Source organism: Sedimentitalea sp. (assembly GCF_039973035.1).
Classification (GTDB): Bacteria; Pseudomonadota; Alphaproteobacteria; order Rhodobacterales; family Rhodobacteraceae; genus Sedimentitalea.
Genome location: NZ_JBDWLR010000088.1, coordinates 176,158 through 191,082 on the forward strand (window position 1 = coordinate 176,158; position 14,925 = coordinate 191,082).

General features: G+C 58.1%; 9 protein-coding genes and 1 pseudogene. 8 read left to right on the forward strand and 2 right to left on the reverse strand.

Annotated features, from left to right (window positions below; all coding sequences use genetic code 11):
• Position 1: 1 nt before the first annotated feature.
• Both ABJO75_RS23055 and ABJO75_RS23060 read left to right on the forward strand, forming a co-directional pair.
• Complete coding sequence (locus ABJO75_RS23055; RefSeq protein ID WP_348126341.1) at positions 2-604, forward strand: SDR family oxidoreductase; 603 nt, start codon at positions 2-4, stop codon at positions 602-604.
• A 422-nt stretch (positions 605-1,026) separates the two neighbouring features.
• Complete coding sequence (locus tag ABJO75_RS23060; protein ID WP_348126342.1) at positions 1,027-2,046, forward strand: DUF1214 domain-containing protein; 1,020 nt, start codon at positions 1,027-1,029, stop codon at positions 2,044-2,046.
• Between the two features lie 648 nt (positions 2,047-2,694).
• Here ABJO75_RS23060 and ABJO75_RS23065 read toward each other — a convergent pair.
• On the reverse strand, positions 2,695-4,773 hold the full coding sequence (locus ABJO75_RS23065; protein ID WP_348126344.1) for a hypothetical protein: 2,079 nt from the start codon (positions 4,771-4,773) through the stop codon (positions 2,695-2,697).
• A gap of 424 nt (positions 4,774-5,197) precedes the next feature.
• On the opposite strand from ABJO75_RS23065, the gene ABJO75_RS23070 reads away from it, so the two are divergent.
• The gene (locus ABJO75_RS23070; protein WP_348126346.1) at positions 5,198-6,205 is read left to right on the forward strand and encodes a helix-turn-helix transcriptional regulator; all 1,008 of its coding nucleotides are present in this window, start codon (positions 5,198-5,200) and stop codon (positions 6,203-6,205) included.
• Positions 6,206-6,987: 782 nt separating this feature from the next.
• On the opposite strand, the gene ABJO75_RS23075 is transcribed toward ABJO75_RS23070, so the two are convergent.
• Entirely contained in the window at positions 6,988-8,076 is a 1,089-nt protein-coding gene (locus ABJO75_RS23075; RefSeq protein WP_348126348.1) for an AraC family transcriptional regulator, read from the reverse strand.
• 365 nt (positions 8,077-8,441) lie between these two features.
• Between ABJO75_RS23075 and ABJO75_RS23080 the strand changes: the two genes are divergently transcribed.
• The 5 genes and pseudogenes from ABJO75_RS23080 to ABJO75_RS23100 form a co-directional block, all read left to right on the forward strand.
• Entirely contained in the window at positions 8,442-10,931 is a 2,490-nt protein-coding gene (locus tag ABJO75_RS23080) for an arylsulfatase (RefSeq protein WP_348126350.1), read from the forward strand.
• A gap of 115 nt (positions 10,932-11,046) precedes the next feature.
• The gene (locus ABJO75_RS23085; protein WP_348126352.1) at positions 11,047-12,558 is read left to right on the forward strand and encodes an arylsulfatase; all 1,512 of its coding nucleotides are present in this window, start codon (positions 11,047-11,049) and stop codon (positions 12,556-12,558) included.
• Between the two features lie 123 nt (positions 12,559-12,681).
• Complete coding sequence (locus ABJO75_RS23090) at positions 12,682-13,308, forward strand: MarC family protein (protein ID WP_348126354.1); 627 nt, start codon at positions 12,682-12,684, stop codon at positions 13,306-13,308.
• A gap of 149 nt (positions 13,309-13,457) precedes the next feature.
• Positions 13,458-14,438: a transporter gene (locus tag ABJO75_RS23095; protein WP_348126356.1), complete on the forward strand. Its 981-nt coding sequence runs from the start codon at positions 13,458-13,460 to the stop codon at positions 14,436-14,438.
• Positions 14,439-14,588: 150 nt separating this feature from the next.
• Positions 14,589-14,758: pseudogene (locus ABJO75_RS23100) on the forward strand (integrase); the annotation flags it as partial.
• Positions 14,759-14,925: the final 167 nt, after the last annotated feature.

Here is a 14,925-nt window from a genome sequence, read left to right on the forward strand (position 1 = left end):
GATGACAAAGAATATTCTGATCGCCGGTGCCACCGGCAAGACTGGCCGCATCCTGACCCAACAGATCATAGACCAGGGACACACTGTGACAGCACTGGTGCGCGAGAGTTCTGACACCAGCCATCTCCCCAAGGCAACGAATCTGCGCCAAGCGGATCTGACCGATCTGCAGCCGGGCGTTTGCGATGGAGCAGACGTGGTGATCTTTGCAGCAGGTTCTGGCGGATCGACCGGCCCCGAGATGACCGAAAAGGTCGACCGCGACGGGGCGATGCGACTGGTAGACCTCGCCCAAACAGCCGGCGCCGAGCGGTTTGTCATGCTCAGCACGGTCGGGGCGGATCAAGCCGATCCTTCCGGCGATATGGCGCACTACCTGAAGGCAAAGCACGAGGCGGATGAGCATCTCAAGTCCTCCGGACTGACCTATGCCATCCTGCGGCCTGTTGCGCTGACAGATAACGGGCCTGGTGAGGATGTGACCTTGGCAAACGAGGTGGATAAATCCGCCACGGCCAGCCGTTCCGACGTGGCGCAGGTTCTGGCCACCGCTGCCACGACCGGGAAATACGATGGCAAGGCACTCGAGATGCAGTCTGCTTGACGCCCGAAGCGGGCCGGCATGATTTTTGCCGGCCTTCGCTTTCTAGTAGGTGCGGGTTACGCCGTCGCAGATTGCTCGGGTGCACGTCGCAGCGAAAGTCTTGTTCGGCGGATCGCGACGCAGCAGCACCGGCCGACGGGGAACGGCAGGTCTGGACCTGTCGCGCTCGTCCATGACGTCAAGTGACCCGAACCTTGCGAAGGTCGCTACCTGCGCATCGCAACTTCTGCAGCACTGTAACAGCTGCGCGAAAATGTCGTAAAATGGTAGGAAGTTGCAGTCGGCAGACTGTTACATTGACGCGGAATAGTCGGAATATGTCATTTGCGTTTGCAACGCCTGATATGTCGGTTCGCCCATTGCGAGGGTTCCCGACAAATCTGTTGTCCAACCGATTTGACGAAAGAATGGAGCGCTTCAGAATGCGATTTTTTGCCCCTGCCAACCTTCTCGCCAGCGTATTGGCGCTCGCCGGAACTGCCGCCGCGCAGGCAGAGCCGGTCAAGGTCAATGTGATGAACTATATCACGGCGCAGACCGCCATGCAGTTTGACACCTATCAGAAACAGGCCGGCGGCGTGAACAAGGTGCTCAACGAACGCGAGCCGGTGCCGGTCGACAACCAGCCGACGATTCGAATGAACCGCGACACGCTCTACAGCTTCATGGTTATCGATATCAGCAAGGGCGCGACCGTCACGCTGCCCGATGCGGGGTCGCGCTATCGCTCGATGATGGTGGTGAACGAGTCCAACTATATCAACGCGGTCTACCTAGATGGCGGCGCTCACAAGCTGACGAAAGAGGAATTCGGCTCGGATCACGTCTGGGTCGGGATTCGCACGTTGGTCAATTCGAACTCGGCCGACGACATCAATGCGGTGCATGCGCTGCAGGACGGGATCAAGGTTGAGGCGGGATCGGCCAACCCCTTCGTGGCGAAGGACTATGATCAGGCCAGCTATAAGGCGACGCTCGACCCGCTGCTGGAACTTGGCAAAGGTGTGCCCGACTCGACGGGCTGGTTCGGCTCGAAGGAAGATACCACGCCCATTGGTCACCTCATCGGCACCGCAGTCGGCTTTGGCGGGCTGCCGCAGAAACATGCTTTCTACCTGAACGTCAATCCAGATTTGCCGGTCGGTGAATATCAACTGACCGCAAAGGATGTGCCCGTCCGGGCGTTCTGGTCGGTCAGCCTTTACAACGGCAAGGGGTATTTCCAGAAGAACCCGCAGAACGCTTATAATTTCAACAGCGTCAACGCGAGAAAGAACGAGGATGGGTCGATCACCATTCACTTTGGTGGATGCGATGATGGCCGCGTCAACTGCCTGCCGATCATGGAGGGGTGGAACTACGGCGTGCGCCTATACGAGCCGGAAGAGGCGATCCTTGATGGCAGCTATGTCTTTCCTTCAGTGCAGAAAATACCGAAGTAACGCGAACCCGGACCTCTGGTCTCTTGCCGGACCGCAGAGAAAGACGCACCGACTGATGCGGCGCTCAAGGTCAACTGGCGCGCCGCATCAAATGGCCCGACCTACATGATCATCCGGCTCTACTGGCTAAGGAAAGCTGCTTTGGAAACCACCCGCGATAATTGCTGCTCCTCCGCCCCCCGCAAACAGCTCCAAGACTTCGGACGCCAAGACGACCAAGCCCACAGGTGAACTTTTATCGAAGACAGTGTGCTTGCCGACCTCCTAGCGCCACCGCACCCGATGGCAGCTACGCAAGGCACAAAAGCGCCCCGGCACTTCCCGCTAGAAGTAACGGCAAATATGAAAGTAACCGAATACGAAGCTCTTGAGCAAATTGAGCCAGAATGACCCTCTCGATTGCGAGACCCTTTTCCAAACCAACAATAATTGGGCGGGGTAGGTGACTAACAGCAAGCCAAGGAGCCAGCTCGCGATGGTCACCCAGACACTAGGGCAGGGACGACCAGAACCACCAAACAGATGGCCCAGACATCAAATGCGAACGTGGGTCCTATCCACGAACTCACGAATTTTTCCTGGTACAGCGTCGCATGGCTCCGAGGTTCCATTGGTCGCTCAGGGCCGCGATGCGCGCCTTTGGGACCGTCAGGGCATCCTCACCTGTCCGCCCATCACCGGCGTCTTGACCGGCTTGGCCGCCCCATAGAAAACCACGATCGTGCTGGCAGGAAACCGGGTAGACAGAGCCTCTTCGGGATCTTCGCTGAACCCGGTAACTGTATTGTCCCAGCCATTGCCGACCCAGACGTTGCCCGCAGGATCGACTCCAATCGGCGCGACGACCTGCAAGCCACCGACATAACCCTCGGACGGTGTGATCGGATCCCCGGTGGTTACGCCGGGCGGGCAGGTATCGGTGCGAAAGCCGCACAGCTGGGTGATCGAGTGGCTTGTCGAACTTGCGACCCAGACGTTGTCATCGCCGTCGATGGCGACCCCCCAAGGGCCGGTGATGGCACCATCCGCGTTGAAGGGGCCAAGCACCGTCCCGTCGGGGCGGATCACGGAGATATCACCGCCGGGATATTCGCTGATGATCTTCCAAAGATTGACCCACATATGGGCCGAAATCTCGTCGGGCGACTCTGTACCCCTGTGGGTCGCAATCTTGCTTTCGATCGTCTGTTTGACCAGTTCCAGTTTCTCGATAGCGCCCGGGTGTCCGACGAGATTGCCGACCCAGGCATTCCCCTGACTGTCGATGGAAATAGCGTGTGGGCTGAAGCCCACCTTGATTTCCTCGGCGTTGCCAGGATCGTCCGCCGGAAACCGGGTCACTGTGTCGGACGAACTGTTGGTGATAAGGATTCGGTTCTGAGGGTCGATGGCAATTCCGAACGGCCCCTTGACCTGAAGCGTGCCCATCTCGGGCTTGCCGTCAACCGTCCGGCCCAGGATGCGCCCCTTGTCCGGGTCGCCGCCCGGGATGTGAACGATCTGGCTATTGCCATTGTCGACGGTCCAGACATCGCCGTTCGGTGCCACGATCACACCCTGCATATCCCCCAACTTGCCGCCAAAATCATAGCCGCCTTCCGGCGAAAGTGGCTCGCCGCTCTTGCGGTCCAACACGGAAATCGTGCGGCCGATCAGGTTGGTCAGCCAAACCTTGTCATCGCCCGAAAACGCAATTCCCCAGCCCGGGCTGTCGAGCCCGCCGCCTGTGTAGCCGGTGATCGCCGGCGATAGCGGCGTACCGTCGGTATCGAACCGGCCTACGCCTGCGCCAAATTGCTTGAAAATCGTGGTTTGCGAGCCGATCAGCCAATTGTTGTTGGTCCAGAAATTGCCGTCCGCGTCCAGCGCGGCGCCACCCACGCCATAGAAGCCGCCGCCACCGTAAACCAGCGACATGGTCCATGCGCTGGGAGCATAGAAGAGATAAGGGACGTGTGCGACGTCGCGATACCGCGCGCCGTTGGGAATGGGGTAGAATTCGTCGAGCAGCCCGAACAGTTCGCCTGCGTTGTGCCAAGGATGACGCGCGATGTTCTGTGCCGCCTGTAATGTGTCCGTCGGCACCGACCCGTTGGGCGGTGTCGCGGCAGCGAACAACTTGTTGCAGGCATCGGGGATCGCCGTGACGCAACCCGACAACAGGATGCCAAGCGTATTGAATTTTGCCAGGGTCGTAGTCCGGGGCGCATTCAGCGTGTCGGAAATGACCGGCCCCAGTGCACCCGTCTCGAGGTTCACAAAGTTCGGAACATTGCGCGATGCGATCTTAAGGCCCAAGTCTGTTCCGCGTATGTCGGTGCCGTCCAGAAATTGCGCTGCCACAAAGGCAGAGGCAACCGTCGTCAACTCATTGATCGTCCCACGCGCGGGTACTTCGCTTCCAATGAGCGCCATCAGCGTGGTTGCCGGATTCGATCCCGTGGCGGCTGCCGATCTCGCCTCGCCTCCCTCCGCGACAAGATAGAGCACAGCACCGTCGTCAAGCCCATCGGCAATGCTCAAGTGGTAGTCCCCATTGTCGTTGGCACTTGCGGAGCCGAGCCTTCGAGGCTCGTCCGGACCTGCTTGCCAGACGGACACGTTGGCTCCGGCGATCGGCACGCCACCGACCGAAACCGTGCCTTCGAGACGCTCCTGGGCCGCTGCAGAGACCGCGATCAGTGCCGCAGCGGTGGTAGATGCGCCGAGCTTCAAGAAGTAAGACATGAATGAAGACCTTTCTCGGTTCTTAGCTGCAGACATTACGAAGCTGGACACGTCATGAACAGTACCGGTTGACCTGGCTTGCTGCGGCTTACATGAATACGAGGCTGCCGATGCAGATCTGCGTATCGGCTGACTTATTGAACCGAGTCTCGTAGTAATGGTCATTCGATCGAAATGTCCCTGTTCCGCAGACGCCCATGGCCACTGCCCCAATTGATAGTGAAAAACAGCAATCCAATCTTACCATTTTGCGCCACAGTCGTTTTAGGGGTTCGGTACATTTTGATGCAGGAGCCCCTGATTATATCACTAACTAAGCCAAGATTTTTACCCATCGGCGTCACAAGACAGGCCTAGATTTCCGAGCGAAGAAAGCAAGATCAAGCACTCGCACTCTCAGAAGCCGACTAGGAGACCGGTCATAATGCATATCCCCCTTGTTCGCGCCGAACATCTGAACGTCTATCTGGGAGTCTTGCGTGAAATTGGAGAACCTGTGGATCGCGCGCTTGACCAAGCCGGATTGCCGGGATCGGTCGAGGAAAACCCAAACGCATATCTGCATGTTCCGCGCGTTCTGGAATGTGTCTCGGCGTGCGGCGGGCACCACCCGGCAATGCACTTTGGTTTTCTCGCCGCACAACGAATGTCACTTCAGAGCCTGCGGCCGGAAACACAGATTGCTTTTCTGAACGCGCCGAGTGGCCGCATGCGGCTCGAAGCAATGGTGCGTCGGTGCATGTTCGAAGACAGCGCGCTGGTGGGAAACGTGGTCGAAGAGGGACGCAATCTGCGCGTGCACTGCGACATGGTCGGGTTCGAAGAAAGCCCGGCGCTCGCCTATTCGGAATGGATACAGATATACGCCTTCATTTCGGCTGTGCGATCCATCGCCGGCGCAGGATGGTGCCCAACAGAGATCACCCTCGCATCCGGGGGCAAACCCTCCGTTGCCGCATATGCGGCGTTGCCAAACACGCGAATACTGCTGGGACAACCACATTGTTCGATCCTGGTGTCTATCAAAATGCTGGCCGGTCCCTGCACCCAATCTGTAGTTCCGCCATCGCAATCTGCGCAGGATCCGTCGCCCCGTCCCTCGGCTTGGACTTACGGAGTCGGTCTGCGGGAAATGCTCAAGCCTTACATGTGCGATGCGCCGCTCGATCTTCCCGAAGTGGCCGAGATGCTTGGCACGACGACGCGCACGCTGCAACGGCGCCTGCGCCGGGAAGGGATGACTTTCAGGCAGGTGCTTGACGAGACGCGGTACGAAATCGCCTGCAGTTGTCTTGCCGATCAGGACATGAAGATCATCGATGTTGCCTTCGCGACCGGTTACGAAAACCCGCAACACTTTACCCGCGCCTTTCGGCGACTTGCTGGCATTTCTCCCCGCGACTATCGGAAATGCCGCGTTTACGCTGGCTAGCACGCGGCGAACCCTGCGTTGCAAAGACCAATTGCGGAACAGGCACGGGCCCCTTTCAGATGCTGTCTTTTGTGTCGGCTTCTTGAAACGAGAGTTTGGCGCAAACTGGTAAGAGGCGCGACGAACTCAACGTTACAGTCTGACGTCGATTGCGTTCTTGTCGTTCTATTTTGACAGACCAAGCGTGACTTGCAGCCACAGCGCTTCAATTGGAGGCCCTGAGAGTCGGCGAGCGAAGCCGGAAGCTATGTTTGGGAAGAAGACACGATCATCGTCATTCAACGCATATTTGGCGTGTTTCTCTCACGGGCCATTCTGGTGGCAGCAGCACCGCTCATAGCCGAAGAGGCCCCGTCTCGCCGCCGGCCGGCGCATCCGGAGCGACCACAACGATCGACGGGCTGCAATCGCCGCCGCCGCCAGCCTTCGGTGACCGGATCGCGTAGCAGGTAAGTGAGCCCTCTCCCTGGTGGTCGCCTCAGGTCGTGCCACCTGAATAAGCGCCGAGCACTCCTCTGATTATAACCGACGACGCGGGATACAGCGTGCCAAGCACCTTCGCCGGCATGATCCCGACCGAAACGATGGACCAACTGGCCACCGAAGGATTGCGCTTTTCTGACGTACACTGCCCGGCCGACTCAAAGGAAGGGCGCGAACAAACTGCTCTGAGGCGTCCGCGGCGCGGATTATGCTCAGCCGCACCAAACTTCCCGCCATTTTACATGGTTGTGGCGCTGAGTGCCGTCCAGTTTCATTGACGATTCATGGGAGGTCTAAATCTAACCTACCAGCGACTTGGTCGCAGCGCGCTGCAATTGTCCCGGTGTCGCACCAGTCCATCGCCTCACCGCGCGGGAGAGGCAGGCGGTGTCGGAGTAACCAAGCTGAGTGGCAAGTTCAGCGAGGTCACCATCATCCGAGGAGAAATATTCAAGGGCGAGGTCCCGGCGGGCTGCGTCGAGGATGGCACTGAAATTGGTTTCGGCCATGGACAGGGAGCGCTGCAGCGACCGCAGGGTCAACCCCGAAGCCACGGCAAGATCGCTGGCAGTGGGTACGCCATCAGCGAGCATCGTTCCAATCAAATACCTGATCACTGGCTCCATGCCCCCGGCATCGCTGAGCGGCTGGCGGCTTTCTTCTGAAATATTCACGACCGTCCCAGTGGGAAGCTGAATCTTCAGGTCCAGCACGGCATCCGACAGGTGCATGATCAGAATCCGCCCTCGCGCCGCCATCAGTACGTCACCGAACCACGGCCGTAGATGTTCGATCCCAAAGGTCGGATGGGGTGGGATTTCGACGCGTTCAAACACCGGCTCACTGGCGCCGGCAGCACGACAGAGCAGCTGGAACAAGACTGCCGTGTATTGATGCGTGATGTGCAGAGCCTCAAGCGGCACCGGTATGTCGAACGAAACCAGCAGGCGACCGCCTCCGCGCACCTTTTGAAAGACGATGCGCTCATGCGTGCAATAGGTCGGGTATGTCTTGCAGACACGTATCAACCCCGCGCGGACCGTCGGACCCTCCATCGCAGCAAGACCGAGCACACCGAGCTCGGCGACACTATCTGGAGTGACCACTTTGCAGCCAAGTTCTGGTATTTCTTCGCGCGCAGCGACGTCAGCGATAAAATTCAGAGAACTGACCAGCGGGATTGGCAGCTCGGGTTGATCCCAACTGACATATGCAAGTCGTGTTGCACGCAGACGATTTTCGAGCGGTCGCCCATTGTCTTTAGACCATTTGACGAAGGGCGCAATCGAACTGGCGCGGATCAGGGGGAAGGATTTGATGGCGTTTCTCCGGGCCAGCTTGCCGACAAAGTCAGCATTCTCAATAATATCCGAGATTTTGGCGCGCAAAGCAAATGGCCGGAGACAGTTCGATGCTAACAGGTCACACAACCTGACTCGCTCGTGTCCTGCGCCTCTCTCATATCCATATTTTCATGGCTTCGGGACGTATCGGCGAGCGAGCTTCGGCGTTCAAACCGCAGATATTCCGGCCCAAAGGGACTGACCAATGACGACCCGACATTTGCAAGGTGCCACGCTGGCCACTGCATGTTCTGTGACAATACCCTGCGCCGCCTCGTCCCTCCATATGCCGAATACCCAGACTATGCTGCGGTGAAGGAACCCTTGGGCAAATTCCCAGGCTCCCGTTCCGTATCCTGAGAACCACAAAGTTAACGTTGCGCCAAACCAGAAGAAGAGGCACCTCCTGTATGAAGACTTTATATTTCGGACTCTCAGCAACATGGCTGCTGATCGCAACCTGTGCGACCGCGCAGACGATCACCGGCACCCCCGGCGCGCCTGACGCAAAAACAACGATCAATGGTCTTCAAATCCCTTCCCCACCGCAAGAATTTCGGGGCAAGATTGAGCGTAACGCCTCTGAATCCACCAGCTACTGGCCGGCGACTATTGAGCCTAGCAAGGGCGCACCCAACGTCTTGCTGATCATGACCGACGACACCGGCTACGGCACCCCCTCAACGTTTGGCGGTGTGATCCCGACACCGGCACTCGACCGGATCGCCGAAGAAGGATTGCGCTTTACCAACTTTAACTCGACTGCGCTTTGCTCGCCGACCCGCGCTGCGCTAATCACCGGGCGCAATCACCAATCCGCCGGTTTTGGTGTGATTGCTGAACAGGCGACGGGGTATCCCGGATACAACTCGATCATATCCAAGGACAAGGCCACCATCGGCACGATCCTGCAGGATAACGGCTATCGCACCTCGTGGTTTGGCAAGAACCACAACACCCCGGCCTTTCAGGTCAGCCAGGCTGGTCCCTTCGATCAGTGGCCGATTGGCATGGGTTTTGAATATTTCTACGGCTTCATGGGCGGTGACACATCGCAATGGACTCCCGGTCCGCTGATGCGCAACACCACACCGATCTACCCCTACGAAGGCAACCCGGATTACAATCTGACCACTGCGATGGCTGACGAGGCCATTGACTATATGAACCGGATCAACACGCTCGCGCCCGAGCAACCGTTCTTTGTCTATTTCGTGCCCGGCGGCGTGCATGCGCCGCACCATCCGACGCAGGAATGGATCGACAAGATCAGCGCCATGAACCTTTTCGACGAGGGCTGGAACAAGACCCGCGAGAAGATCTTTGCCAACCAGAAGAAGCTGGGCGTTATCCCGCAGGATGCGGAAATGACCCCGTGGCCCGAAGATCTGTTGAAATCTTGGGACAAGCTGACTGATGATGAGAAAAAGATGTTTGAACGCCAGGTCGACGTCTTTGCGGCCTACGTCGCCTATAATGACCATGAAATCGGCAGGGTGATTCAGGCCGTCGATGACATGGGCAAGCTCGACAATACCATTGTCATCTACATTTCCGGCGACAACGGCGGCAGCGCCGAAGGCACACTAATCGGCACGCCAAACGAAGTCGCCGCCTTTAACGGTGTCGATGTTCCGGTCAAGGACCAGCTGGAACACTTCTACGACGCCTGGGGCAGCAACGAGACCAACCCCCACATGACCGTGGCCTGGTCGTGGATGTTTGACACGCCGTTTTCCTGGACCAAACAGATCGCGTCGCATTTCGGTGGTATCCGACAGGGCATGGCCATCGCCTGGCCGGATGTGATCAAGGACAAGGGGGGCATCCGCCACCAGTTCCATCACGTGATCGACATTGCTCCGACCATTCTGGAAGCCACCCGCATCACACCACCCGCCGTGGTGAATGGTATCGCCCAAAGTCACATCGAAGGGGTAAGCATGGCCTACCTCTTTGACGCCGACAACGCCGATACACCCTCGACCCACCGCACTCAATATTTCGAGATGATGGGCGACCACGCGATCTATCACGATGGGTGGATCGCCTCGACCAAGGTGATGCGCCCGCCATGGGAAATCACCGGCGCGGTCAGCCAGGACCCAGCAGGCTTCCCTTGGGAACTCTACGATCTTTCGAAAGACTGGACCCAGGCGCATGACGTTGCTGCGGAAAATCCGGAAAAGCTGAAGGAAATGGAAGCGATCTTCTGGCAGGAGGCCGAGAAATATCAGGTCCTGCCACTTGATTCGACGGTCGCTACGCGTCTCGTCATCCCGCGTCCCAGCCTCGTGGCTGGTCGAGACGAGTTCACCTGGGAAGGCACCTTTACCGGCACCCCGAACGGCGTTGCGCCCAGTGTGCTCAACACGTCCTACACAATCACAGCGGATATCGAGGTGCCGGAAGGTGGCGGTGATGGCATGATGATCACCCAGGGCGGGCGCTTTGGTGGCTACGGCTTTTACCTGCTCAAGGGTAAGCCGGTGTTCACCTGGAACCTTCTCGATCTCAAGCGTGTCAGATGGGAGGGCAGCGAGGCCCTGACAGCAGGCAAGCACACGATCGAGTTCGACTTCCAATATGACGGACTCGGGATGGGCACGCTCGCCTACAACAACATGAGCGGGATCGGACAAGGTGGCACCGGCACGCTCTCGGTCGATGGCAAGGTTGTCGCCACGCAGAAGATGGAGAGATCCGTCCCGCTGATCCTGCAATGGGACGAGAACCTCGACGTGGGCGCGGATACCGGCACCGGCGTGGATGATGCCGACTACAAACCGCCCTTCGCCTTCACTGGCACGCTGGACAAGGTCACGATGCAGATCGACCACCCGGTCATGACCGAGGCAGACAAGGCCAAGCTGCAGAAGGCCATGATCACGAAGGACTGACTGCGCAATTTCACCGGCGCCCAGCACAACGAGGTGCCGGTGAAGCAAATGGTCCGGTTGGCTGCAACTCGGATGACACGTAACGACCCGAACCTAATCTAACCAAGGAATACACATGAAACGAAGCGCGATACACAACACGTTGGGCTGCGCCCTGATTGGCGCGGCAATGGGCGTGGCCCTACCGGCGTCGGCGCAGGACGAGAAGCCCAACGTCGTGTTCATCCTTGTCGACAATGTCGGCTATGGCGATTTCAGCGTTTACGGCGGCACAACGGCGACGCCGCGTATCGACGAACTGGCGAGCGACGGCATCCGCTTTACGAATTACAACGTCGAGGTCCAGTGTACCCCGTCGCGGTCCGCGATCATGACAGGGCGCCACCCCGTGCGATCCGGTACTTATTCGGTCCTGCCGCCTCCGGGTGGCAAGGACGGAATGGTGCCGTGGGAGTACACCATCGCCGAGTTGCTGTCTGACGCAGGTTACGCCACCGCGCTTTACGGCAAATGGCATCTGGGCAATGAACAGGGCCGCCTGCCCAACGATCAGGGCTTTGACGAATGGTGGGGCATCCCGAACAGTTGGGACCAGTCCGGCTTTACAAGCTACCCCATGTACAACCTTCTTGCGAAGGAAATTCTTGCAGAAGAGAAAAAGACCGAACTCTTGAACGTCCCGCCGCACGTGCTGGAAGGCAAGAAGGGTGAGCCGTCCAAACCCGCCATGGATCTGGACATGAAAGTGCGCCCGGTCATCGACGCGGATTACCTCATCCCGAAGACTGTCAACTTTATCAAGGAACAGGCAGCGGCCAAGAAGCCGTTCTTCGTTTATCTCGGTTATTCAGAGATGCATCCGCCGATCCAGTGTAACCCAGCCTTCGTTGGCACGTCGCCAGAGCGTGGCGGGATGTACTCGGATTGTATCGCCGAGATGGATTGTCGGGTCGGGCAGGTGCTGGATGGCATCGAGGAAGCAGGCGTCGCAGACAACACCATCGTCGTTTTCAGCAGTGACAACGCCACCGGCGGTCTCTCTGGTGGTGCGGGTGCAAATGGCGGATCGAACGGCCCGTTCCGGGGCGATTTCTTTTACACCCCATTCGAGGGCAGCATGCGCGTTCCCGCCATGGTGCGCTGGCCGGGTAAATTCGCCAAGGGTCAGGTCACAGACGAAATGTTTGCTGCTGTGGACTGGTTCCCCACGCTCGCCGCGCTGGTGGGGTCACCCGACCTGGTCCCTACAGACCGCCCCATCGACGGCAAAGACGCCTCGGACTTCATGCTGGGTAAAAGCAAAACCACCGGTCGCGAAGACTACATGTTCTTCGGGACAGATGGCGAGCTGATGTCGGTCAAATGGCGGAACTACAAGATGATCAAACGGATGACCGCAGGTCCGGCGTACGAAGCCATCGATCAGGCCTATATAGAGCCGCAACTGCCGTTGTTCTTTGATCTGTCCAGTGATCCGCACGAAGATTTCAACTTGTGGACAACAACGCTGACGATGGCATGGCTCTTTGACCCAATGCTGCACACCATTGGAGCCTTTGAAGAGAGCGTCAAAAAATTCCCGAATATTCCGGCGGGAGCGAAGGACTTTAAGGGCTATACTCAATAAACAAACCCAACGCCCGCCCTGTGATTGCAGGGCGGGTCTACCTATAACCATCCGCATGAAGTGTCGGGGCAGTCGCCTATCCAAGCTCTAGGCAGGACCCGAACTACCGCCAAGGAAAACTTGATGGAAAACCATCTGCAAGCCATTGCCACGTTGTTCTCGCTCGTGAACCCGATGGTCTGTGCGATGATGTTCACCAGTCTGACAAAGGACCGTACCACGCCGCAGCGCATGGCGGACGCAACGCGGGCAATTCTGACCATCGCCGTCATTCTCGTCATCGCCGCGTTTGCTGGTGCCAGCATACTCAAGGTTTTCGGCATCCCGCTGGACGTGTTTTCGGTCGCTGGCGGAATTGTCCTGTCCTTTATCGGCTTTACAATGCTGGCTGGTTCCGGATCGCCCACCCCATCGGCGCTCTCAAGCGAGGCTGCTGGCCCATCACAGTGGGGCGCGATGCTCGCGCCGATGGTCCTGTTCGCCGCCAGCCCCGGAACAATCACCGGCGTAATCACCACCGCCGCGGCACATTCGCGCGACGGCGTCCCTTTGACCGCATTGGTCGGGATTGGTGTCGTGCTGACAGCCACATGGCTGTTCTTGTTGATTGTCGCGCGTGGATCAAAGGCCGGGGACCAAAAACCACCCAGCATGGCCCATGACATGGTCAGCCGCTATATGGGTCTGATCGTGATCGCCATGGGTATCCAATACGTCATGACCGGATACAAGGCGTTCATGGGTGGCTGAGGAAAGACGGTTGGCGATCGACTCTCTGACGCGGCGGAGTGTCCAAGTTTTGCACTTGGCTCAAGCGTTGCGTCCAAGCCCACAAATTCAAAAACACAAACAACATACAGACCTGCCTGAGATGCGGCAGAAAAAACGAGGATGACAGTATGCTCAGGACCAGAATGAACCACCGTCCAGCGATCCTTTTCTCTACGTTTGCAACAGCGCTCATCGTTAGCGCCGCGCAGAAAGCCAACGCCGACGAGGGGGGCGTTCCATTCTGGTTCTCGGGTCAGTATGCCAGCTTTGCCGCAGTCCCCACGACCCCTGGCTGGTCGATGCCTGTGCAGGGTTACCGCTACAGTGCGAACGTCTCCCGCTCCAAACAGCTTGCTCGCGGTAACGTGGCGACGGCCGGGCTCGATACGACCGTTTCCCTGATAATGGTGCAACCGACTTACGCACCCGAGACAAAGCTCTGGGGCGGGCAATTGGCTTTGGGTTTGGGATTTGGCTGGGGCAACAACAGCGCGGATGCAGACCTCGCGATTTCAGGCATCACACCTGAACTGAACCGCGGTGACTCTGTGACGGGGTTTACCGATCTTTACCCAATCGCCAGTCTCGCCTGGAACAAGGGCAACAACAATTGGATGACCTATGTCACCGGCGATATCCCGACCGGTGACTATGACCCGAACAGTCTCGCGAATATCGGCATCGGGCACGGCGCCATCGATGTGGGCGGCGGTTATACCTATTTCAATCAGGCGAGTGGGTTGGAATTTTCCGCCGTTCTCGGCGTCACCTATAATTTCGAGAACAAGGACACCGGCTATCAGAACGGGATCGATACCCATCTGGATTGGGCTGTATCGCAGTTCTTGAACGAACACTGGCAGGTTGGTCTTGTAGGGTATGCCTATGGTCAACTGACCGGCGACACCAGTCCTATTCCGGCCCAGAACGGGCTGAAGTCCAGCGTCGCCGCCATCGGTCCAGAGTTGGGCTATTCGTTCACAGTGAACGGCCAAGCGGCCTACGCCAACCTGCGCGGCTACTGGGAATTCGCCGGCAAAAACCGCGTAGAGGGCGCCGCGGTATTCGCCACGCTCTCGATCCCGCTCGGTAGCAATTCATCGAAGTGAGAAGGGCAGTGCCAAAGGGTCCGTTGATAGATGTCGTAGATGTACTCGGTCTTGCCGCTCGTCGCAGCCGGCGCGAAGGTCTACAGACGGCAAATGAACCAAACTTTGCAAAGATCGCCAACTGCGTTTCGCGACAGTTCGTGCATCCCGTACGGAACCCACTCGATGCGGCGGACCAGAGTCACGCAGATACACAAGAAGACAGGTAGCCTTCGCGCTGTTAATATTCTGCTTGGTCACACCAAGATGGGCAGCACGGCACGGTATCTGGCGTGGACTTGGAAGATGCACTGGCCATCGTAGAAGCTATTGCAATCTAGCAATCCGGGCCATCTTGAGGGACGGCCCATACCGGATGATGTGGGTGGCTCCTGCTCCACCGTCATCGAATGTGCCAAAGTGCAGTTATTAACGACTGCTAGGAAAGGAGCCACCCAATGACAGTTAAGACCGTAGGCCTGGATTTGGCCAAGGATGTTTTTCAAGT